General features: G+C 68.4%; 18 protein-coding genes and 1 tRNA gene. 5 read left to right on the top strand and 14 right to left on the bottom strand.

From position 1 onward, the window contains the following. Positions 1-40: 40 nt before the first annotated feature. The gene (locus BC102111_RS03155) at positions 41-790 is read right to left on the bottom strand and encodes a sulfite exporter TauE/SafE family protein (RefSeq protein WP_101623549.1); all 750 of its coding nucleotides are present in this window, start codon (positions 788-790) and stop codon (positions 41-43) included. A 112-nt stretch (positions 791-902) separates the two neighbouring features. Here BC102111_RS03155 and BC102111_RS03150 point away from each other — a divergent pair, with 112 nt between their 5' ends. Continuing rightward, positions 903-1673, top strand: a complete 771-nt coding sequence (locus tag BC102111_RS03150; protein WP_009376444.1) for a DUF1707 SHOCT-like domain-containing protein — start codon at positions 903-905, stop codon at positions 1671-1673. A gap of 170 nt (positions 1674-1843) precedes the next feature. On the opposite strand, the gene groL is transcribed toward BC102111_RS03150, so the two are convergent. The 5 genes from groL to BC102111_RS03125 all read right to left on the bottom strand — a co-directional run bounded on the left by groL (position 1844) and on the right by BC102111_RS03125 (position 7305). Further along, positions 1844-3481 carry a chaperonin GroEL gene (groL, locus tag BC102111_RS03145; protein ID WP_009376445.1) on the bottom strand — a complete coding sequence of 546 codons (1638 nt, stop codon included), beginning with the start codon at positions 3479-3481 and terminating at the stop codon, positions 1844-1846. Positions 3482-4084: 603 nt separating this feature from the next. Then, on the bottom strand, positions 4085-4288 hold the full coding sequence (locus tag BC102111_RS03140) for a cold-shock protein (RefSeq protein WP_009376446.1): 204 nt from the start codon (positions 4286-4288) through the stop codon (positions 4085-4087). Between the two features lie 278 nt (positions 4289-4566). Then, on the bottom strand, positions 4567-5220 hold the full coding sequence (locus tag BC102111_RS03135; RefSeq protein WP_009376447.1) for a LytR C-terminal domain-containing protein: 654 nt from the start codon (positions 5218-5220) through the stop codon (positions 4567-4569). 2 nt (positions 5221-5222) lie between these two features. Then, positions 5223-5489: a DUF3263 domain-containing protein gene (locus BC102111_RS03130; protein ID WP_009376448.1), complete on the bottom strand. Its 267-nt coding sequence runs from the start codon at positions 5487-5489 to the stop codon at positions 5223-5225. Positions 5490-5838: 349 nt separating this feature from the next. Continuing rightward, positions 5839-7305, bottom strand: a complete 1467-nt coding sequence (locus BC102111_RS03125) for an aldehyde dehydrogenase family protein (RefSeq protein WP_009376449.1) — start codon at positions 7303-7305, stop codon at positions 5839-5841. 159 nt (positions 7306-7464) lie between these two features. On the opposite strand from BC102111_RS03125, the gene BC102111_RS03120 reads away from it, so the two are divergent. Beyond that, a complete protein-coding gene (locus BC102111_RS03120; protein WP_095376308.1) occupies positions 7465-8166 on the top strand; it encodes a uracil-DNA glycosylase in 702 nt (233 codons plus the stop codon). A 9-nt stretch (positions 8167-8175) separates the two neighbouring features. On the opposite strand, the gene BC102111_RS03115 is transcribed toward BC102111_RS03120, so the two are convergent. Further along, positions 8176-9972, bottom strand: a complete 1797-nt coding sequence (locus BC102111_RS03115) for a threonine/serine exporter family protein (protein WP_223289915.1) — start codon at positions 9970-9972, stop codon at positions 8176-8178. Further along, positions 9969-11240, bottom strand: coding sequence for an amidohydrolase (locus BC102111_RS03110; protein WP_063248846.1), 1272 nt, complete (start codon positions 11238-11240; stop codon positions 9969-9971). The genes BC102111_RS03115 and BC102111_RS03110 overlap by 4 nt, the downstream gene beginning before the upstream one ends. A gap of 256 nt (positions 11241-11496) precedes the next feature. Here BC102111_RS03110 and BC102111_RS03105 point away from each other — a divergent pair, with 256 nt between their 5' ends. Both BC102111_RS03105 and BC102111_RS03100 read left to right on the top strand, forming a co-directional pair. Further along, a complete protein-coding gene (locus BC102111_RS03105) occupies positions 11497-12495 on the top strand; it encodes an SGNH/GDSL hydrolase family protein (RefSeq protein ID WP_063248845.1) in 999 nt (332 codons plus the stop codon). Beyond that, on the top strand, positions 12488-13282 hold the full coding sequence (locus BC102111_RS03100) for an alpha/beta hydrolase (protein ID WP_063248844.1): 795 nt from the start codon (positions 12488-12490) through the stop codon (positions 13280-13282). The genes BC102111_RS03105 and BC102111_RS03100 overlap by 8 nt, the downstream gene beginning before the upstream one ends. A gap of 81 nt (positions 13283-13363) precedes the next feature. On the opposite strand, the gene BC102111_RS03095 is transcribed toward BC102111_RS03100, so the two are convergent. From BC102111_RS03095 to BC102111_RS03085, 3 genes are all read right to left on the bottom strand, one after another. Next, a complete protein-coding gene (locus BC102111_RS03095; protein WP_063248843.1) occupies positions 13364-14263 on the bottom strand; it encodes a tryptophan 2,3-dioxygenase in 900 nt (299 codons plus the stop codon). 104 nt (positions 14264-14367) lie between these two features. Then, the gene (locus BC102111_RS03090; protein WP_063248842.1) at positions 14368-14754 is read right to left on the bottom strand and encodes a hypothetical protein; all 387 of its coding nucleotides are present in this window, start codon (positions 14752-14754) and stop codon (positions 14368-14370) included. Continuing rightward, positions 14751-15863, bottom strand: coding sequence for a M4 family metallopeptidase (locus BC102111_RS03085; protein WP_063248841.1), 1113 nt, complete (start codon positions 15861-15863; stop codon positions 14751-14753). The genes BC102111_RS03090 and BC102111_RS03085 overlap by 4 nt, the downstream gene beginning before the upstream one ends. Before the next feature lie 127 nt (positions 15864-15990). Between BC102111_RS03085 and BC102111_RS03080 the strand changes: the two genes are divergently transcribed. After that, positions 15991-17502 (top strand): MFS transporter, encoded by a 1512-nt coding sequence (locus tag BC102111_RS03080; protein WP_063248840.1) that lies wholly within the window; start codon positions 15991-15993, stop codon positions 17500-17502. Between the two features lie 38 nt (positions 17503-17540). Here the strand turns inward: BC102111_RS03080 and BC102111_RS03075 are convergent. The 3 genes from BC102111_RS03075 to BC102111_RS03065 all read right to left on the bottom strand — a co-directional run bounded on the left by BC102111_RS03075 (position 17541) and on the right by BC102111_RS03065 (position 21301). Beyond that, positions 17541-17616 (bottom strand) — tRNA-Thr (locus tag BC102111_RS03075). Positions 17617-17956: 340 nt separating this feature from the next. Continuing rightward, complete coding sequence (locus BC102111_RS03070; RefSeq protein WP_063248839.1) at positions 17957-18817, bottom strand: DsbA family protein; 861 nt, start codon at positions 18815-18817, stop codon at positions 17957-17959. 330 nt (positions 18818-19147) lie between these two features. After that, the gene (locus BC102111_RS03065; protein WP_063248838.1) at positions 19148-21301 is read right to left on the bottom strand and encodes a serine/threonine-protein kinase; all 2154 of its coding nucleotides are present in this window, start codon (positions 21299-21301) and stop codon (positions 19148-19150) included. Between the last annotated feature and the right edge of the window lie 19 nt (positions 21302-21320).

The following is a 21320-nucleotide window of genomic DNA, read 5'->3' as shown; positions in this document are numbered from 1 at the left end:
TTGCCTGCGCGTGCCCGTTCCGATTCCCCGCCGAGGCGGTTCACCCGAACAACCCCAGCCCCTTGGCCAGAGTCGCCGCTCCCCCACCGAAGGCGAGGACGATCATCGCGATCCTCGCCGTCGTCGGCGGCAGCCTCCGCGCCAGCAGATCCCCGCCGAGGAGGCCGGCGACGAGCACGATTCCGATCCCCACCCAGATCGTCGGGTCGAGCCGCGGCCAGGCCCCTTCGTCGAGGAGGGCCTTCGCGAGGATCGCCGACCCGGTGCCGACGACGAGGAACGGCTGCAGGGTCGCGGCGAACGGCCGCTGCTCCCACCGGGTGAGCACCGCATAGGCGCTCACCGCAGGTCCGCCGGCACCGGCGGCCGCCGACATCGTCCCGGAGACGAACCCCGAGGTGAACTGCGTCCCGAAGTTCGCAGGGATCGTCGCGCCGAAGCGGCCGATGATGAGGGAGACGGCGAGCGAGGTGATGATGAGCGCTCCGATGAGGATCTGCAGCGGCGCCGTCGGCAGTGCGGTCGTCAGGAGCGCTCCGGGCACGGTCCCGGCCACGGTGCCCACGGCCAGCTTCCAGAACACCGGCCACTCGACCTCGCGCCACGTCCGCGCGAAGACCGTGCCGCTGGCGATGATCCCGCAGAGGTTGACGAGGATGACGCCGGAGACCGGGTCGAGAAGGAGGACGAGGAACGGTCCGCTGACCAGCCCGAACCCCATCCCCGTCACCCGCTGTGAGAGTGCTCCGACGAAGACTGCGGCGAGGATGAGCACGACGACGGGTTCCACCAGAGAGAGTCTAGTGGCCGTTCAGGCCCCGTTCAGGGATGTCCGGGAGCGCGTCGGATTCGGCGCGAGATCCCAGGAACCGGGCCGCTCGTGCGGGGTTACAGTAAGAGGCATGGAAAGTCGTCCCCTCTGGTCCCGCTTCAGCGCAGACCCGCGCGCCTACGGCCAGGTCAGGGCTTCCGACGCCGATCGGGCCGTCGTCACCGACGTGCTCTCCGAGGCCTACGCCCTCGGGCAGATCGACGCCGGCGAGTTCGACGAGCGGATGGAGACGGCAGGACGCGTCAAGACTCTCGGCGAGATCCCCGACCTCGTCTCGGACCTCGTCGTCGCCGACGCTGAGGAGATCGACCCCGACCACCTCGACGAGGCTTCCCGCAAGCGAGCTCTCGCACAGCTCGACGACGAGCGGATCCCCATCACTCCGACCCAGATCCAAGCCGCCGCCGAGAAGTACTACCGTGACCGCGTCCGCCGCGCCCTGCTCGGCATGGTCGCCGGTCCTGTCGGTTTCACGCTCCTCATCTGGGCGGTCTCCTCGATCGCGACAGGCGCCTTCATCTTCTTCTGGCCGATCTTCATCATCCTTCCGACGTTCTTCGGCGCGGTCTCCCAGATCACCGGCAAAGACGAGATCATCCGTCGGCGGAAGAAGGAGCTGACGAAACGGGCCAGGGCTCACCTCGGCGATGAGGAGGCCAAACGTCAGCTCGAGGCGCCGCAGCGCGACGTCGAGGACGACGACGTGGCCTTCGGCCACGGACTCCAGCCCCCGCACCCTCCGATGCCGCCGTACGGGCCGGGCCAGATCGATCCCCGCGACGACGAGTTGCGCAGGCGGCGCGAGGAGCGCCGTCACCGCCGCGAGAACCCCTGGGACTGAGTTGCCCGCGGTCGGCACCCCACCGTCCGGCCACCTCGGCGAGAGTTCGTGAGACAGCCTCGGCGGGGGCCAGTGAGACCGCCTCGCGGAGACAGCGTCGCGGTGACAACGAGAAGAGCCGTGCCGGCGTCCCTGCGGACACCGGCACGGCTCGTCGAGCGCTGGGCTGATCAGAAGCCCATGCCGCCCATTCCGTCCATACCGGCAGCGGCTGCGTCAGCACCCGGTGCGGCCTTCTCGGGCTTGTCGGCGACGACCGACTCGGTGGTGAGGAACAGACCGGCGATCGACGCGGCGTTCTGCAGAGCCGAACGGGTCACCTTGACCGGGTCGTTGATGCCTGCGGCGAGCAGGTCCTCGTACTCACCGGTGGCGGCGTTGAGGCCCCAGCCCGGCTCGAGGTTCGCGACCTTGTCGGCGACGACACCGGCTTCGAGACCGGCGTTCGTGGCGATCTGCTTGAGCGGAGCCTCGATGCCGACCTTGACGATGTTGGCACCCGTGGCCTCGTCGCCGGTGAGCGAGAGGTCGTCGAAGGCGGCCTTGCCGGCCTGGATGAGGGCGACGCCGCCGCCGGCGACGATTCCCTCTTCCACAGCGGCCTTGGCGTTGCGCACGGCGTCTTCGATGCGGTGCTTCGTCTCCTTGAGCTCGACCTCGGTCGCGGCTCCGGCCTTGATGACGGCAACACCGCCGGCCAGCTTGGCCAGGCGCTCCTGCAGCTTCTCACGGTCGTAGTCGGAGTCCGAGTTCTCGATCTCGGCGCGGATCTGGGCCACGCGACCGGCGATCTCGTCGGCGTCTCCAGCACCTTCGATGATCGTCGTCTCGTCCTTCGTGACGACGACCTTGCGGGCGGTGCCGAGCAGGTCGAGGGTGACGTTGTCGAGCTTGAGCCCGACTTCCTCGGACACGACCTGGCCACCGGTGAGGATGGCGATGTCGGCGAGCTGGGCCTTGCGACGGTCACCGAAGCCCGGAGCCTTGACGGCCACGGACTTGAAGGTGCCGCGGATCTTGTTGAGCACGAGGACGGCGAGTGCTTCGCCCTCGACGTCTTCGGCGATGATCAGGAGCGGCTTGTTGGTCTGCTGGACCTTCTCGAGGACGGGCAGCAGATCCTTGACGTTCGAGATCTTCGAGTTGACGATGAGGATGTAGGGATCCTCGAGGACGGCTTCCTGGCGGTCGGTGTCGGTGACGAAGTAACCGGAGATGTAGCCCTTGTCGAAGCGCATGCCCTCGGTCAGTTCGAGCTCGAGTCCGAAGGTGTTGGACTCCTCGACGGTGACGACGCCTTCCTTGCCGACCTTGTCGATCGCCTCGGCGATGAGCTCACCGATCGCAGGGTCACCGGCGGAGATTCCGGCGGTGGCAGCGATCTGCTCCTTCGTCTCGATCTCGATGGCGTTGTCGAGCAGGACCTCGGTCACTGCGGCGACAGCCTTCTCGATTCCGCGCTTGAGGCTGAGCGGGTCAGCACCGGCCGCGACGTTGCGCAGACCCTCGCGGACGAGCGCCTGAGCGAGCACGGTGGCGGTGGTGGTGCCGTCGCCGGCGACGTCGTCAGTCTTCTTGGCGACTTCCTTGACGAGTTCGGCACCGATCTTCTCGTAGGGATCCTCGAGCTCGATCTCCTTGGCGATGGACACGCCGTCGTTGGTGATCGTGGGTGCGCCCCACTGCTTTTCGAGCACGACGTTGCGGCCGCGCGGTCCAAGCGTCACCTTGACCGCGTCCGCAAGCTGGTTGAGACCGGCTTCAAGTCCCCGACGAGCTTCTTCGTCGAATGCAATCATCTTTGCCATAGTGGCTTAGATCCTCCCTGATGGAGTGGACTGGGATCCCAGAGCAGTCGTCAGCGCCCGCGACGGCAGAGAGTGTGTCCGCATGTTCCATTCCACACGGGGACCACGCTCTCGAGACGACTGATGCGATCCCGTGGTTTTCACCACCACTAGATTTAGCACTCTCAGGGGGAGAGTGCAAACGAAATCCTCGCGAAACCAGGAATTCCGGGGAGTCTCTGAGGAACGATGACGAGAAGCGACCGACGGCAGGTCGACGCGAACGGTCAGGCCTGGGGCGGCGACCGTAGGCGACGGACGAGTCGCACCACCAGGGGGCGCGGTGAACGTCCGCCAGCAGTGCCCCACCGAACGACAGCGCGCGACCGGAGGACGGCGCCCCACCGACCGGCGTCGCCGCGACACCGCGGGGTGAGCCCCGCGCAAAATGCAGAGGCGCCGAGTCGTCATCGACTCGGCGCCTCGTGGCTCGATGTCCGCAGAGCCGACCGTCAGACGGCCATCGCAGCGGACCGATGACGCCGGCAGCGAAAACCGCGGCCCCGGGATCTGCGGAGATCGCGGGGCACGGTCGCGCACGGCTTCACGCCGGCGACATCAGACTCAGAGGAGGGTGACGGATTCCGCCTGGGGACCCTTCTGACCTTCTCCGACCTCGAACTCAACCTGCTGGCCCTCTTCGAGGGAGCGGTAGCCGTCCATCTGGATCGCGCTCCAGTGGACGAACACGTCCTGGCCGTCGCCTTCGAGGGTGATGAATCCGTAGCCCTTTTCGGCGTTGAACCACTTGACGGTGCCTTGTGCCATTACTTCTCCATAGAATGCAGTGTCATTTGAAATCCGCTTCCGACACAACGCAGTGCCGGAATCCGAACGCTAGTAAACCTCAACAGACCCCGCGATTTCTCTCATTGACCTCTGGAGATTGATCTCGGTGAAGCACGATCAGAACACAAGGTGCAGTGCTTGCCTAGCTGGTAAAACTCTACCCCAGGGCCGGGCGGGCCAGAGGTTCGCTCAACACTGTTATCAATTCGTTACATTTGATTTCAGCCGGCATTCATCCTGTGAATTCGCGTGAACTCTCAGCCCTCACCGAGGCCGGTGCCCTCAGACTGTCCGCCTTCGGATCCAGCACTGCCGGCGCCCGAGCCGGTCCCTTCGGATTCAGCACTTCCCGAACCCGAATCCGTGCCGCTCGACGACGGTCCGCGCTGGGCGATGTCCGAGCACACGACGACGGTGAGGTCGGCGGTGAAGTCGTCCGACTGCTCCGTGGCCTCGATGCCGAGGGCGTCGGCGACGAGCTTCGCCTGCGCGGCCGAACCCTTGTCCTTGTAGTAGACGACCGAGTCGCTGCGGGCAGTCGAGTAGTTGCCGACCTTGCCGATGGTCCAGCCCTTCTCCTCGACCGCGTCGGAGAACCTCTTCGCGACGCCGGAGACTCCCGAGCCATTGAGCACGTCGACCGTGAGCGAGGAGTCGACGACGCTGACTTCGCTCTCCGAGGGGCTCGGCGTCGCCGGCGCCGAGGTCTCCGGGGCGGGTTCGCCGACGGTCGTCTCGGGGTCGCGCATGGAGGAGGTGATGATGTTGATCGCCGCGACGACGAGGAGGACCGCGACGAGCGCGAGGACGATGACCAGCGTGATCGCCCCGAGGTTCGACGAGGCCGCGGAGTCCTGCCGATGGGCTCCACTGCGGCGGCCTGGCTCGATGGAGTCGAATTCGTCAGTCATGGCTACCTCGAGACGCGGGCCTGCGCACGTTCGCTCTGTCGCGTCGTGCGGATCCGGCGCAGCCGCTTGACGAGCATCGGATCGCTCGCGAGGGCCGCCGGATTGTCGAGCAGGGAGTTGAGTATCTGGAAGTAGCTCGTCGCCGACATGTCGAAGCGCTCGCGGATCGCGTGGTCCTTCGCACCGCCGTACTTCCACCAGCGCCGCTCGAATTCCAGAACGGACACCTCGAGCTCACTCAGTTCAGGGGTGCCCTCGTTCTGCGGCATAGACGGTGTGCTCCTTCGGGTGTGTACTCTGAAGCTTATGCTATCGCCAGAATGACACGGCTGTCATTCCCGCCGCGCCAGCTCGCCCCTCCGAGACCCGCAGGGGCGGCGGACTCGGCTCTGCACCGGGGATTCCCCCTCGCCGAGGCGACCGCCGGGTCCCGCCGGGCGTGACTGTCACCGTTGCGGAAGTCACAGTCGGTCCCGGCCTATGGATCCTGCACGGTCCGAGCGGGGCAGAGCACGACCCGCGCATAGCGGGGCTGTGCACGACCGGGGGCAGAGGCCGATGCCCCTGCCCCCAGTCGGGAGACCGTCGACCCGCAGCGGGTGCGCTGCGGCTCCTCCCTCAGCGGATGCGGATGTTGACCTGTTTGATCTGGGTGAAGCCCTCGAGCATGCCCTCGAGTGAGGCCTCACGTCCGAAGCCCGAGTTCTTCATGCCGCCGTAGGCCTGTCCTGCCAGCTGACCGCCGCCCTGGTTGACCTGGATCCACCCGGACTCGATCCGGTCGGCCATCGTCAGCGCCGAGTCGAGATCCTTCGTGAACACGTAGGCGGCGAGTCCGTACTCGTTCGTGTTCGCCATGCCGATGACCTCGTCGACGGTCTTCCAGGGGATGACCGAGAGGACGGGACCGAAGATCTCCTCCTGGCTCGTCTGCCAGTCGTTCTGGGCCTTCGAGAAGATCACCGGAGCATGGTAGAAGCCGGGTTCGCCGACATTGAGCTCACCGTGGCCGTCGTAGGCGATCTCGACGCCGTCCATCGACTTGCCCATCTCGATGTAGTCAGCGACCTGGTCGTACTGCTTCTCGTTGATGATCGCGCCGATGTCCGTCTCCTCGTCACGCGGATCGCCGACCTTCATCTTCTTCACCGCGGCGACGAGCTTGGCGAGGAACGAGTCGTAGATGTCCTCATGGAGGAAGAGGCGCGAGCCCATCGTGCACGACTGCCCCTGGCGGGCGAAGCGCGTCGAGAGGAGGACCTGCTCGACCGTGTCCTCATCGTCGGAGTCGGGGAAGATGATGTTCGGGCTCTTGCCCCCGAGCTCCATCGACGAGTGCGCCAGACGCCTGCCGGCCACCTCGGCGACGTGCCGACCGACGTTCGTCGACCCGGTGAACGAGAGCTTGTCGACATCGGGATGGACGTTGAGGGCCTCGCCGATGACCGAGCCCTTGCCGGTGACGACGTTGAGGACGCCCGGCGGAAGGATCCCGTCGAGGAGCTCGGCCATCTTGAGGATCGTCAGCGGAGCGTCCTCGGCCGACTTGAGGACGATCGTGTTGCCGGCGGCGAGCGCGGCAGGGGTCTTGAACGCCGCGATCATCAGCGGCGAGTTCCACGGGAGGATGCCGGCGACGACGCCCAGCGGCACCCGCTTCGTGTACTGGAGCTGCCTGTCTCCGGCCGGCAGGGTCGTGCCCTTGACCTCACCGGCGACGCCGCCCATGTAGCGGAAGAGATCGGCGAGGATGACGGTCTCGGGCCTCGCCTGCGTGCGGATCGCGTTGCCGGTGTCGAGCGCGGTGAGCTCTGCGAGCTCCTCCGAACCGGCTTCGAGCGCGTCGGCGCACTTGATGAGCAGCTTCTGCCGCTCCTTGAACGGCAGTCCTGCCCATTCGGGGAAGGCGGCGCGAGCGGCCTTGACCGCCCGGTCCGCGTCGGCCTCCTTGCCCTCGGGCACCGTGGCGATGACGACGTTGCGGTCGATCGGGGTGATGACGTCATGAGTCTCTCCGTCGAGGGCGTCGACCCATTCTCCGCCGATGTACATCTTCCAGGGTGTGGCGTCGGGAAATTCCGTCATTGGGGTGCTCTCACCTTCCAGGTTCTCCGATGAACTCGTTCTCCCGAGCATAGCCCCTGGCCCCTGCCGATCTGAACGCCGGAGGGCTGGGCGATCATGCACACCTCGTCTGCGCTCGGAGCACACGGCGGCCGACGCGTGCTCGATAGAATCACCGGCATGACCTCGAATGCGCAGCTGAGCACGATCATGTCCCCCGACTGGGCCGAGGCGCTCGCCGACTCCGAAGCCGACATCCACCTCATGGGCGACTTCCTCCGAGCGGAGAACGCCGCCGGACGCTCCTACCTGCCGGCGGGCGAGGCGGTCTTCCGCGCCTTCGCCGAGCCCCTGTCCGAGGTCAGGGTCCTCATCGTCGGCCAGGACCCCTACCCGACCCCGGGTCATCCGATCGGCCTCTCCTTCGCCGTCGACCCCGAGGTCAGGCCGCTGCCGCGGTCCCTGACGAACATCTACAAGGAGCTCGCCGACGACCTCGGGATCCCTCCCGCCGCCCACGGCGACCTGCGCGCGTGGTCCCGGCAGGGAGTCATGCTCCTCAACCGCGTCCTCACCGTCAGCCCCGGCTCCCCGGCCTCCCACCGCGGCAAGGGCTGGGAGGCGATCACCGAGCGGGCCATCCGGGCGCTGATCAGCCGTGACCGTCCCCTCGTCGCGATCCTCTGGGGTCGGGATGCGCGGAACCTCGCCCCGCTGCTCACCTCCGGCCCCGCCGAGGTGGCCATCATCGAATCCGCGCACCCCTCCCCGCTGTCCGCGTCGCGGGGCTTCTTCGGCTCGCGGCCGTTCTCACGGACGAACGAGCTGCTCGCGCAGAAGGGCATCGCCCCGATCGACTGGCAGCTGCCCGCCCAGGAGTGAACGCAGACCTCAGCCCTGCACGTCCTTCGGCGGTGCCTCCCCTGAGCGCACGGAATCGGCGACGGATTCCGCCTTGCGGCCCTTGAGCGGGCGGGCGAGGTAGCTGCCGAGGACCGCGCCGACGGCGAGTGCGGCATTGGCGAGGATCGCGGTGAAGAGCGCAGAGAGGCCCTCGGCGAAGGTCGTCGTCTCCGTCTCCGCGACGATCCGGTAGACCGCGGTGAAGATCGAGAGTCCCTGGAGCAGGGTGTAGATCGCAGGGATCGTCAGCACGATCGCCGGTGCTCCCAGCCGCAGTGCCAGGGGCCGGGCGAGGAAGCCTGCGACGGTGGCCGAGAGAAGGCTCGCGAGCACGTTGTCCATCCCGAGCAGGGACAGCGACATCATCGTGATGAATGAGGCGAGGCCGACGACCGCGGCGGGGAGGATGAACCGCCTCGAGGCCTGCATGCCCACGGCACCGGCCATCGCGACGACCGCTGCCGCACCGAGCGAGACGATCATCGCAACGACGTGGACACCGGAGCGGGGCACGAGGATCTCGATGGGATCCATGCCGAGCGCCTGCCCGCACGCGACGCCGAATGCCAGTCCGGAGACGATGCCCGCGAAGGAGAGGAACACCCCGACGAGCCGCCCGGCTGCGGTGAGCGGGAAGTTCGTCAGCGCATCCTGGACGGAGGAGTAGAGCGACTGCGTGGGCAGCAGAAGGACGATGGCCGCGGCGACGAGGTACTGCGGGGAGTCGATGAGCCCGAAGTTGCCCGCCGCCATCGCCACGAGAGTGCCGATCGCCGCCTGGAGCGCGGTGATGAAGAACGACGGCAGGCTCGTGCGGCCGATGAGCTTGCCGAGCTGGAAGATGAACACGGCCATCGCGATGCCGAGGACGATCGCGATCGGACCGCCGCCGAGGAGGAGGACGAGGGAGCCGACCATGAGCCCCCACGCACCGGTGACGAACCACTCTTTGAAGGGCCGACGCTGCGAGCGGATCGCATCGAGACGGCTCCGGGCGTCCATGAACCCGATGCGGCCGTCGACGAGGTCGGAGACGAGCTTGTGGACGGAGGCGAGCTTCGCGTAGTGGGTCGACTCCCCGCGGTTGACGCGCATCACCGTCATCAGCCGCCCGTCCGAGGTCGAGTAGTGGACGACGAGCGTGCTCGAGGTGAGGTCGACCTCGGCGGTGGAGAGTCCGCACGCCGTGCACGCGGCGATGACGGAGACCTCGATGTCGTTCGTGCCCGCACCCGCGCGCATCATGATCGCGGCGATATCGGCGGCGAGGTCGAGGATCATCCGCGCCTCGTCCTCGCTCGGTTCGCTCGCCTGCACGGGCGCCTGGTACGGGGTGCCCTTGAGGACGGTGATGATCGGCACCGGCTGGGTGTTCACCGAGGTGCCGGTGACGAGCCTGCCGACGGTGCGGCGGGCCACGCGCTGGGCGACCCGCTGGGAGGCGCCGAGGTGGTCGGTGCGCGGCTTGGCCTGCTTCTGCGTCCGGGCTCTGCCGTTGCCGGTGCGCTGGGGCTGGGACTGGAGTTCGGCCAGGCGCTGCGCTCGGGTGCGTTCGAGCAGTTCGCGCAGGGCCTGCGACCCGGCCTCGGACCTCTCCCGGCCCCGCACGGGACCGGTCTCAGCATCCTGGTCGCGGACCACCTCGGCGGGGGCCCGGTCGACGGGGATGTCAGCGGTCGTCGCATCCTCGGTCACCGCACCGTCGAGGGGGATGTCGGCGGTGGTCGCCTCGTCGGAGTCGATCCCGGCTCCGGTCACGGCGTCGTCTGGGGGCCTCTGGGTCACGGCTCGCTGATGAGAGTCGGACCGTACGGGTCGGCCACCTCGGCGGTGCCGGTCTCCTGGTCGAAGGAGTAGACCAGGCGTCCGTCGACGAAGACCTCCTCGGCGCGGGAGTCGAGGTCGAGCGGATCGCCGGACCAGATCGCGAGGTCGGCGTCCTTGCCGGGGGCGAGCGAGCCGAGCCGGTCGTCGAGGCCGAAGATCGCCGCCGGATTGATCGTCAGCGCCTCGAGCGCGACGACGGGATCGAGGCCCTCCTTGACGGCGAGCGAGGCCTCGTGGATGAGGAAGTTGATGGGGATGACCGGATGGTCGGTGGTCAGCGCGATCCGCACCCCCGCCTCGGCGAGCGCTGCGGCGGTGGCAAGGGTCCGGTCACGGAGTTCGACCTTCGACCGGCTCGTCATCAGGGGGCCGAGGATGACGTCGATGCCCTTCTCGGCGATGAAGTCGGCGATCTTGTGGCCTTCGGTGCCGTGGTTGATGACCAGCCGGTACCCGAACTCCTCGGACAGCCGGATCGCGGTGGCGATGTCGTCGGCCCGGTGGCAGTGCTGGTCCCATGCGAGGGTCCCGTCGAGCACCTCGGCGAGCGTCTCCTTGACGAGGTCGCGTTCGAAGGGGGTGCCCTCAGCCTCGGCGTGGTCGCGCTTGGCCCGGTAGTTCTGTGCCTCGACGAAGGCGTCGCGGATGATCTTCGCGGTGCCCATCCGGGTCGAAGGCGTGACCTTCTTGTCCCCGTAGACCCGCTTCGGGTTCTCCCCGAGCGCGGACTTGACCGAGAGGTCCTGCGTCACGAGCATCTCGTCGACGACCCGGCCCCAGGTCTTGACGAAGGCGGTGCGCCCGCCGATGGGGTTGCCCGATCCGGGTTTGATGAGCGCCGAGGTGACGCCTCCGCGCAGGGCATCCTTGAATCCCAGCTCGGCCGGGTCGATCCCGTCGAGGGCGCGCAGGCCCGCCCCGTTGGGGTCGGTCATCTCGTTCGTGTCGTCGCCCGACCAGCCTTCTCCGTCCTCATGCACGCCGAGGTGGCCGTGGGCTTCGATGAAGCCGGGGACCACCCAGCGGCCCGCGGCGTCGATGACCTCGGTGCCCTCGGGCACCTCGGTCTCCGGTCCGCCGACGGCGGCGATGCGGCCGTCGGCGAGGACGATCGTGCCCGACTCGATGGGTTCGGCACGCTCACCCTGCGCATCGGCGATCGGCAGGATCCTCGCATTGACAATGGCGACGTCGTGGCGTGCGGGGACGGGGACCGATCGATACATCGTGCTCCTTCAGATGCGTGTGCCGGGTGCTCTTCGCTCAAGGTGCGCGGCTGCTGTGCCGCGGTGTCGAGTCTACGCCACGGGGGTGCCCGTTCAAGGCTCTCACCACGCGGTCGAGGCACCTCTGGGGCATCTCCCGCCGACGACTCAGCGGGTGTGGCGCGCATGCACAGATCAGGCGGTCGGGCATGGGAGCGGCATGGGGACTGTGGGTATAGGTTGGAGAGAGCGGACGAACGATCAGAAGGAGCTGAGGATGCTCGAAACCATCACTTCCTACGTCGCGATCGGCGACTCCTTCAGCGAGGGCCTCATGGACCCCGACCCCGACGGCACCCCCGACCGATTCCGGGGGTGGACCGACCGGCTGGCCGAACTCCTTGTCGACTCTCCGGCCGGTGGACCCGAGCTCCTCTACGCGAACTTCGCGATCCGCGGCCGCCTCCTCCAGGGTGTCATCGACGAGCAGGTGCCGAAGGTCCTCGACCTCAAACCGGACCTCGTGAGCTTCTGTGCCGGCGGCAACGACTGCCTGCGCCCGCGCACCGACATCGACGGGCTGGCGAACCAGTTCGAGCGCGCCGTCATCGCGATGCGCGACGAGGGCATCGAGGTCGTCATGGCCAACGGCTTCGACACGGAGACGATGTCGCCGCTGCTGCGCGCGGTGCGTCCGCGCGTCGGCGTCTACAACGCGCACCTGTGGACGATCGCGCAGCGCCACGGTTGCCACATGGTCGACGTCTGGGGTCTGCGCCCCCTCTACGCCGAGGACATGTGGGCCGAGGACAAGATCCACCTCTCCCCTGACGGCCACGACCTCGTCGCCCGGCAGGCGCTCGCGACCCTCGAATCCGGTCATTCGCTGCCGACGACGGGCTTCGGGATGCCGCCGCGCACGACCCGGGCGATCCGCGACGTCGTCGTCGAGGAGTCGAAGTGGGCGCGCGAGCATCTCGCGCCGTGGGTGGGCAGGCGGCTGCGCGGCCAGTCCTCCGGCGACCTGCTCAGCCCCAAGGTCCCCGACCTCTCCCCGGTGCGGAAGATCGCGGTCGACGACGAGGTCGACGTCACCGCCGCCGCTCACGAGCCCGGGTTCTCCGGCGGGGACCCCTCTGACGGCGAGGGCTCCGGGTCCGCCGAGGCCGCCGGCGAACGGACAGGGGTCGACGTCGAGACCGCACAGCTGATCAGCGACGACGGCCGGTTGGCAGTCGACGGCAGGCGAATCGTCAAGGAGGACGAAGATGAGTGAGACACACGGATCGACCGAGGATGCGCGCAGCGAGGCACTCGACGCGCTCGGGCAGCGGCTCGGTGCTGAGCCGAACATCGTCCGCCACCCCTACGGGGACGATCCCGACCAGTTCGTCGAGGTCCACGGGGACCCGGCGACCGCCTCGGCGGTGGTGGTCTTCGTCCACGGCGGATACTTCCGCCCGAGCATCGACTTCGTCCACGCCAGGCCGCTCGCCCAGGCGCTCGCCGAGACCGGGGTGCTCTGCGTCCTCGTCGAGTACGGACGCATCGGCGGGCAGCCGCGCTGCCTCGACGACGTCACCGCGGCGATCAGCTTCGCCCTCGATTCGCTCGAGGCGTGGGGTGTGGCCGCCGAGGCGCGGGACCGGCCCGTCGTCGCGGGGCATTCCGCGGGAGGGTGCCTCGTGCTCGCATGGGCGAGCCACCTCGATGCGGACGGTCCTGACTTCCGGCTGCGTCCGCTCGCTCCGATCTCGGATCTGCTCCGGGAGGTCAATGACGGACTCGCCGACGGTGCCGTGCTCGACTACATGGGCGCGCCTCCGCAGGAGGACCTCGCCGCGTACCTGTGGGAGGACCCGCGGTCGCGGGCGGTGCTCATCCCCGAGCGCGCCGATGCCCACATCATCCACGGCGACGCCGACGGGATCGTCGACGTGTCGTTCTCGCAGAACTTCCCGGCACAGCTGACTGTTCTGCCCGGCGCCGATCACATGGACCTCGTCGAGCCGTCCTCGCCGTACTTCCCGCAGGTCGTCGAGCTCCTCTTCGCCGACCGCTGAGCACACGCCGCCGGACGATCCCAGCAACCCTCCGGGCGCTGAGCAACCCTGCACCGGGTTGCCGAGCGCCCGGACGGGTGCTCAGTGCTTCGGGGCCGTCCGCGTCCCGGGGCCGTTCTCGATGCCGGTGCGGATATCGAAGAGCTCAGGGAAGAACGTGAGGTCGAGGGCCTTCTGGAGGAATCCGACGCCGCTCGAGCCGCCGGTGCCGCGCTTCATGCCGATGATCCGCAGGACCGTGCGCATGTGGCGGTAGCGCCAGAACTGGAAGTTCTCCTCGAGGTCGACGAGCTCCTCACAGCTCTCGTACTCGAGCCAGTACTCCTCGGGGTTCTCGTAGATGATGCGGAAGGTCTCGAGCAGCTCCTCATCAAAGGTGTGCGAGACGGAGACGTCGCGGTCGAGGATGCGCTGCGGGACGGGCAGACCGCGGCGGGAGAGGAACCGGAGGAACTCGTCGTAGACGCTCGGCTCCTCGAGGTAGCGCCGCAGCTGCGCCTGTGCTTCGGGTTCGGCGTCGAAGACGGCGAGCATGCCCTTGTTCTTGTTGCCGAGGAGGAACTCGACGGCCCGATACTGCCAGGACTGGAAGCCGGAGGACTGACCGAGTTCGTCGCGGAAGCCGACGTACTCGCTCGGGGTGAGCGTCGCGAGCACCGACCACTGTTCGGTGAGGGTCTTCTGGATGTGCTTGACGCGGGCGATGCGCTTGAGCGCGAGCTGCAGCTGATCGGCGGCGATGAGGCGGCGGGCGTCGAGGAGTTCGTGGATGACGAGCTTGAACCACAGCTCGGTCGTCTGGTGCTGGATGATGAAGAGCAGCTCGTCATGGTGCTCGGGATCGCTCACCGGATGCTGCGAGGTGAGGAGCCGATCGAGGTCGAGGTACGACCCGTAGGTCATCTGCTCCCGCAGGTCGGTGTGGATCTCGTCTTCGAGGGCGCGCTCGTTCTTCTCGGCTGTCGACGTGTCATGAGTCATGGGACAAGGATGTCATGGCCGGTGCCCACCCCCTCGCCGAGGCGGTCGATCGCCGCCGAGGCGGGCGCTCGGTCTGAGCCTCCACCCCAGCCGGTACGGTCGGCTCAGTCGGCGCCGGGGCGGCGGCGTTCGGGTTCGGCGACGTCGCGGACGTGGTCGACGAGCTCCTTCCACTCCCCCGTGAGCTCCTTCTCCCCGAACCGGGCGTGCCCGAAGCGGCTCTCGATGAGGTAGACGTAGCGATCGGCCGAAGACACCGACCCGCCCGGAGCGGCGCCGGTTGCCGCCGCCTGCCCACCGGCACCCGATGCTCCAGCGTGCCCGTCGCCTCGGCTCGGCCACGGGAGGTCGGCGACGCGTTCGCCGAGCTCCTCACGGTGTTTGCTCGTGTCGATGTCGAGATCCCACACGAGGAGGAATCCGCCGATCCCTCCGCTGCGCTCGACGAGGAGGTGACCGAACTCCCGGTCACCGGATCCTGCGGTGCTCACCAGCTGCTCCCTCGGTTTCCCCGGGCTGCGGGCCCGGTGACGACGCCGACGGTCGTCCATCCTTCGACGACCGCGTCGTGGACGTCAGATCCCTCTCCGAACTGGTCGGCCGCCTCGGCGATGGTGAGATCTGCGAACTGCGCGAAGTCGGTCGTCGTCGTGATCTCGGATCCGGTGAGGACGCCGTACCAGACCTGCCCGACGGTCTCCCACGCGGGACCGCCGACGGTCGTCGCCGCGACCGCGAACGCGCGGTTGGGGATGCCGGAGTTGAGGTGGACGCCGCCGTTGTCGGATTCGGTGCGGACGAAGCCGTCCATGTGGTCCGGCTGCGGGTCCTTGCCGAGGACGTCGTCGTCGTACGCGGTGCCCGGGGCGATCATCGAGCGCAGGGCCTTGCCGGTGACCGCCTCGGTGAAGATTCCGGCGCCGATGAGCCAGGTCGCGTCCTCGGCGTTCTGCCCGGCGGAATGCTGTTCGGTCAGCGCCCCGAAGACGTCGGCGCAGTGCTCGTTGAGGGCGCCGGACTGGTCGAAGTACTCGAGGTCGGCGGTGTGGGTGATGACGCCGTGGCTGAGTTCGTGGCCGATGATCGACAGGGAGCCGGTGAAGCCTGTGAACACCTCACCGTCGCCGTCGCCGAAGACGAGGAGGCGACCGTCCCAGAAGGCGTTGTCGTAGTCCTGACCGTAGTGGACGCTCGCGAGCAGGGGTCCGCCCTGACCGTCGAGGGAGTTCCGGTCGAAGGCCTCGGCGAAGAGGGCATACGAGGCGCCGAGGCCGTCGTAGGCTTCGTTGACCGCGTCGTCGGCGACGGGTCCCTCGCCCTCGCTGCGGACGAGGACGCCGGGCAGGTCCTCCTTGTTCTGCGCGTCGTGGATCTGGCGGTTCGGACCCGTCGCCTCACCGGCCTGGGCGCTGCGGGTCCGGGCAGTCGCCGAGGAGTCGTCGGGTGCTGCGCGCAGGCCTTCGGCGCGCAGCTGACGCACTCGGGCGTCGGCTCTCAGGCCCGTGCGGGCGGCGTCGGCGGCGCGGGGGAACCTCTCGCCGCCGTTGTCGGCGAGGTTGCTGAGCAGGTACGGCGGGACCACTGTGTTCGCTGTTCTCATGTGACCACGCTCTCATCTTCGCCCGAGTGTTCGATGGGAGCGGCGTCACAGCGGTCGGAGAAGACGCCCGCACACCGCCCTGCGGACGCCTCGGTCGGCCCATGGGCACCCTCCATAGACTGGTGATGTGCTCAAACCCATCCTGTGGCCGGTGCTCATCCCCTCGCTGCTCTTCGCGGCGGGACTGGGAGCGATCCTGCCCGTCCTCGTCCTCGGTGCGCTCTCGCTCGGGGCGAGTTCGGCGTTCGCGGCCGCGACCGTCGGCATCATGGGCGCGGTCTCACTGCTCGCGACGGTGCCGGCGGGGATCCTCATCGACCGCCTCGGCGATCTTCGCGCCATGGTCGTCGCGACGGTCACCGCGATCGTCGTCCTCGCAGCGATCGTGGTCGCGTTCCTCTGGGACTCGGCGGGATCGATCGTCGTCTACACGATCGCACTCATGCTCTTCGCGCCGGTGTCCGATGTGTGGAACCTCGCCCGGCAGGCCGTCGTCGCCGAGGTGATGCCCTCTGCCCATCTGGCCAAGGCGATGACGGCGCTCGGCGGGAGCATGCGGGTGGGCAACCTCGTCGGGCCGATCATCGGTGCCGGACTCATGCTCGTCTTCCCGATATGGTCGGTCTTCGTCTTCGCCGGTGTCGCCGGGCTGCTCGCGATCCTCGTCCTCGCCCTGCCGATCGCACGGATCCCCGACTACGGTCAGACCTCGGGAGACGCGGCGACGGGAACGGCGTCGGCGCATTCGGACCACCGTGAGACTGCCCGAGGTCGAGCCGACGCGGCCGACGCCACCACCGTGACGACGGTCCCACGCGATTCCCAAGCCGCCTCCGACTCAGCGCAGCATCCGATCTCAGGTGACACTCACGCTCAGGGGGCGTCTGCAACTGCCGCACCACCTCGGCGAGCCCGCCTCGATGTGCGCTGGAACGCCGTCATCCTCGTCGGGATCTCGATCATCACGCTCACCGTGGCGCGGTCGGCACAGCCGGTCGTCATCCAGCTGTGGGGTGTCTCGATCGGACTGCACGAGTCGCAGATCTCGCTGCTCATCGCCTTCGGGGCGGGGCTCGAACTCGTCTTCATGTTCCTCGGTGCCTACATCAAGGACCATCTGGGCCGGGTCGCCACGCTCGTCGCCTGCCTGACGATCTTCGGGGCCGGGTTCATCGCGATGGTGACGATGCCCACCCTCGTGGGCATGATCGTCGCGGTCGGGATCATGGCCGTGGGCAACGGCCTCGGCGCGGGGGTCAACATGACGATCGGCGCGGACCTCTCGCCTGCCATCGGGCGGGCCCGGTTCCTCGGAATCTGGGCGATCTTCAACAACGGCGGCAAGCTCGCGGGCCCCTCGGTCATCGCCCTCGTCATCGCGATCGCCTCGCTGCAGTTCGGCGTCCTCTTCACCGGCCTCTTCGCGATCGCCGGTGCCGTCTGGGTGCTCGTGTGGGCGAAGAGGATCGGCCTCCCGGGGCGGAACGCGGGACAGGAGCGCCCGCCAGCCGGGGCGGAGCCTCAGGCCGCCGGGCGCGCCGGCCGGTCGAACGAGGCAGGGAGCCGACCCACCGACGAGGATCAGACCGGACAGTCCCCCTCCGAGTGGTCATCGGCCGACCACCCGAGCCGGAGATGACGATCGGGCCCGGCAGCAGACTGCCGGACCCGATTCGGTGGAGCCCCCTGTCAGACTCGAACTGACGACCTTCGCTTTACAAGAGCGGTGCTCTACCAACTGAGCTAAGGAGGCGCGGGCGCGGTTCTCCCGCGCTCAATGCCTACACGATAGTAGTCCATCGGGCACTCGGGCGACAAAAGCCGGAGCTCTGAGAGCGTCGGGCAACTCGGCCGCTTCGGCGGATGATGGCCAGGGCTCATTCGGGGTGATCCTGCGGATTCTCCGGTCACTGCCCCGAGGTCCGGAGGATTGACTGGTCACTCCGCCGAGGCGACCGGGCCGGGATTCACCCGCCGACCACGCCCCAGTGACCACCAAATCGCCCGTTGCGGTCGAAAAACCGAGGGGAATCAGCCAGATCGGCCAATTTCCCTCGGTTTTTCGACCGCAAACGGTGGGAGGGCTCAGAACCTCAGTTCTGAACCTCGCCGGTGGCCTTGAGGATCTCGATGGCCAGCGACTGCGGGTCACCGGTCTGCTCGGTCTGCTTGCCGTTGATGAGGACCCACGGGGTGGCGTCGACACCCGAATCGAGAGCCTCCTGGGTGGAGTTCGTGACGTACTTCTTGAAGGACTGGTCGGTCACGCAGCTCTCGACGGTCTGCTCCGGATCGGAGTTGAGCGCCTTCGACGTGTCGACGCCGGCGTCCGAGGCGACCTTGAGCAGCTCCTCGTCGGTGCGTCCGCTGGTGCCCTCCTCGGGCTGCTGAGCGAAGAGCGCCTCGAAGAGCGCTCCGGCCTTCTCCGGCTGGGAGTCGACGACGCATGCGGCGAGGTTGGCGGCGCGCGTCGAGTACTCGTTGCCGTTGGAGAAGCGGTCAAGGATGGCAATCGGCTTGTATTCGAGGACGATCGTGCCCTCTTCGACGAGCTTATTCAGCGTCGACGCGTTGGTCTCCTCGAACGCCCGGCACGCGGGGCACTGGAAGTCGATGAAGACGGTGACGGTGGCGGCATTCTCCTTGACACCGGCCTCGGCCGGCGTCGGCAGCGACGACTCCTCGCCCTCGGGCATGTTCATCGGCTGGACCACGGTTCCGCCCTTGGCGAGGCTGACGCCCCCGGCGACGTAGTTCGCCGGCGGGTTCGCGGGCCTGGCCGACTGGACGACGAGGAGGGTGACGATGACGGCCACCGCGACGACGACCACGCCGATCCCCGAGTAGAGGATGATCTTGGCGGTCTTCTCCTTCTTCGCCTGAGCTGCTGCGATCTGACGGGCATTCTCGCGTGCCCGATTCCGCTTCTCCGCCGCGGAGTTGTCTTTCGCCATGGTTCCTCACGTTGTCGATCGTCCGACTGGGGGGCGGTCCCGGTCGGCGCGAACCGACATCAGACCCGTCGGGCGGTGCTCCGCCCCGACGCTCCCACTGTACCGAAATCGCCTGTCACGCGACTCCCAGTGAAATTCAAGGTTCAATCATCGCAATCGTCGCCCATGCGCGGGGCTCGACCCCTTCCCCTGCGCGGGGCTCGACCCCCTCCCGTGCGCAGTGCTCAACCGCCTTCCACGGCCGGGTCCTCCGGTGCGATCATCCCCGCCGAGGCCACCCCTCGTTCCGTACGGCCCATGCCCTCCGTCCCGCAAACGCCGGGGAGACTCTCAGACAGGTCCCGGCAGCCACGCAAACGGGCTTTCGGGCAGAGGCCACCAGTTCATCGCGGCACCGGAGGTGATGACCATGATCGCGAGCACAATGAGTACGGCGATGACGCCGAGGGCGATGAGCCTGCCCAGGCCATTGCGGGTCGCCCCGGAGACGATGAGCCGCGAACCGTAGCGCAGGCTCGCAGCCCCCGGACCGACCCAGAGGACGAGGCCGCCGGCAGCCGCTGCCGCCCATACCGACCACTGCTCGGAGAGCTCGCCGGGGACGATGCCTGCGACGTCGAGCCTGGTGAGCACGAGCATCGCTACCCCCGCGATCGCGGGAAGGAGGAACGTCGCCACCGAGGTGAGCACGGATGCCAGCAGCGCTCCCGGCGCCGAGGCGACCGACCGCAGCGTTCCGCCGCCGTCCTCGCCACGCTCATAGCGGTAGCGCTGGACCTTGCGGTCGAGACGGGTGGCCGTGCGCGCGAGCACCGACCAGGCGAAGGAGAACGCGGTGATGACGAGCGGACTGAGCGGCATGATCACCGCCGCGAAGACGACGAGGGCGAAGACGACCCATCCGCCCGTGCGGATGGAGCGGTAGGTCAGCGGCGCCCACTGCTCGCCGGGCTGGATTCCTGGACCGCCGCCCTCATGCCCGACGGGGCCGATGCCGACGGGACCACGACCGGCATGTCCGCCCTGGCCCGACCACCCGCCTGCCGTGACATCGCCTGGCCCGTAGCCGCGGCTGCCGAGGTCGGCACCGGCGAGCGCCGAGCCCGGCGCGGCCTGGATGGCGCCGTTGGGATTGCGCACGGGACCCGCCGTGGCCTGGCGCATCGTCCCGCCGCGGGGGTCGAAGCCCGACTGGCCGGCCCCCGGATGGAGGGAGGTCGGGCGCATCGGCGCCTGCCCGGCGGACGGGCCCTGGGCGAAGCGCTGGCCCTGGGACGACTCCCCCGGGAACGGACGCTGCCCCGGATGCTGCTGTCCCGGCGCCGAGGAACCCGGCTGACCTGCGAAGTTCGTCGTCCCGGGAGACTGCGCCGGAGCGTACCCGCGGCCCGGCATCATGTCCTGACCGCCTCGCGGACCCGCAGCGGCATGGCCAGCAGCGGCCTGACCCGCAGCGGCATTCCCGCCGCCGGACATCCCCGCAGCCATCGCACCGCCGACGGCAGCCCCGCCCATGGCAGCTCCCCCGACCACGGCGCCCCCGTGCGGATCCTGTCCCGGATATCCCCCGCGCAGCACTCCCCGGCCATCGGCCGAGTCTCCGCCGCCGGGCGCCCCGGACCGCGATTCGTCGACGGCCGGCATGACGGCGGTGCGCTGGACCCCGGGGCCCGATCCGGAGCCGAGCTGCGGCATGCGCCCCGATTCGATGTCGACGAGCGCATCGAGGATCATCTGCCCGCTCGGGCGCCTCTCCGGCTTCGGGTCGAGGCAGGCCTTGAGCAGGGGGACGAAGTTGCGTGGGGTATCAGCGAGGTCGAACTTGCCGAGCGCCACTCGGCCGAGCACCGCTTCGAGCGGTCCCGCGCCGTAGGGGTTGCGGCCGGTCGCCGCGAACGCCATCGTCGCAGCCCAGCCCCACCAGTCGGTCTTCTCCGACGACGACTTGCCGTCGGCGATCTCCGGGGAGAGGTAGCCGGGCGTGCCCATGACCAGCCCCGTCGCGGTCACCCGCACCTCGTCGGCGACCTGGGCGATGCCGAAGTCGATGACCATCGGCTCCCCGTCCATGATCATGACGTTCGCCGGTTTGAGGTCGCGGTGGATGACACCGGAGTCATGGACGGCACCGAGAGCGTCGAGGAGGGCATGACCGAAATGGACGAGCTCGTCCTCGGCGAAGGGACCGTTGTCCCGGACGTCGTCGGAGAGCGTCTGACCGTCGACGAACTCGGTGATGATGAAGGGCTGCGCGGAGTCGAGCTCGGCGTCGAGCACCTCGGCGATGCGGGGATGGCGGATCCGCCGCAGCGTCCTCACCTCCCTGGCCAGACGCTTGCGCGCGGTCTCGTCGCTGGCGATGTGCGGGTGGAGGACCTTGACGGCGACAGGATTGTTGCCGCCGTCGACACCGAGGTAGACGACACCCATGCCGCCCGAGCCGAGCTCCTCGATGAGGCGGTAGCCTCCCAGATCCTGAACCATCACGGTCACAAGGGTAGTC

The sequence above is a fragment of the Brevibacterium casei CIP 102111 genome, from assembly GCF_900169275.1.
GTDB lineage: Bacteria > Actinomycetota > Actinomycetes > Actinomycetales > Brevibacteriaceae > Brevibacterium > Brevibacterium casei.
The sequence above is the reverse complement of the archived record's forward strand: the minus strand, read 5'-3'. Positions and strand labels throughout refer to the sequence as shown.

Excerpts from the sequence above, each read along its gene's own strand:
- BC102111_RS03150 (WP_009376444.1), top strand. The coding sequence starts at position 903 with ATGGAAAGTCGTCCCCTCTGGTCCCGCTTCAGCGCAGACCCGCGCGCC.
- groL (WP_009376445.1), bottom strand. The coding sequence starts at position 3,481 with ATGGCAAAGATGATTGCATTCGACGAAGAAGCTCGTCGGGGACTTGAA.
- BC102111_RS03140 (WP_009376446.1), bottom strand. The coding sequence starts at position 4,288 with ATGGCACAAGGCACCGTCAAGTGGTTCAACGCCGAAAAGGGCTACGGA.
- BC102111_RS03135 (WP_009376447.1), bottom strand. The coding sequence starts at position 5,220 with ATGACTGACGAATTCGACTCCATCGAGCCAGGCCGCCGCAGTGGAGCC.
- BC102111_RS03130 (WP_009376448.1), bottom strand. The coding sequence starts at position 5,489 with ATGCCGCAGAACGAGGGCACCCCTGAACTGAGTGAGCTCGAGGTGTCC.
- BC102111_RS03125 (WP_009376449.1), bottom strand. The coding sequence starts at position 7,305 with ATGACGGAATTTCCCGACGCCACACCCTGGAAGATGTACATCGGCGGA.
- BC102111_RS03120 (WP_095376308.1), top strand. The coding sequence starts at position 7,465 with ATGACCTCGAATGCGCAGCTGAGCACGATCATGTCCCCCGACTGGGCC.
- BC102111_RS03110 (WP_063248846.1), bottom strand. The coding sequence starts at position 11,240 with ATGTATCGATCGGTCCCCGTCCCCGCACGCCACGACGTCGCCATTGTC.
- BC102111_RS03105 (WP_063248845.1), top strand. The coding sequence starts at position 11,497 with ATGCTCGAAACCATCACTTCCTACGTCGCGATCGGCGACTCCTTCAGC.
- BC102111_RS03100 (WP_063248844.1), top strand. The coding sequence starts at position 12,488 with ATGAGTGAGACACACGGATCGACCGAGGATGCGCGCAGCGAGGCACTC.
- BC102111_RS03095 (WP_063248843.1), bottom strand. The coding sequence starts at position 14,263 with ATGACTCATGACACGTCGACAGCCGAGAAGAACGAGCGCGCCCTCGAA.
- BC102111_RS03085 (WP_063248841.1), bottom strand. The coding sequence starts at position 15,863 with ATGAGAACAGCGAACACAGTGGTCCCGCCGTACCTGCTCAGCAACCTC.
- BC102111_RS03070 (WP_063248839.1), bottom strand. The coding sequence starts at position 18,817 with ATGGCGAAAGACAACTCCGCGGCGGAGAAGCGGAATCGGGCACGCGAG.
- BC102111_RS03065 (WP_063248838.1), bottom strand. The coding sequence starts at position 21,301 with ATGGTTCAGGATCTGGGAGGCTACCGCCTCATCGAGGAGCTCGGCTCG.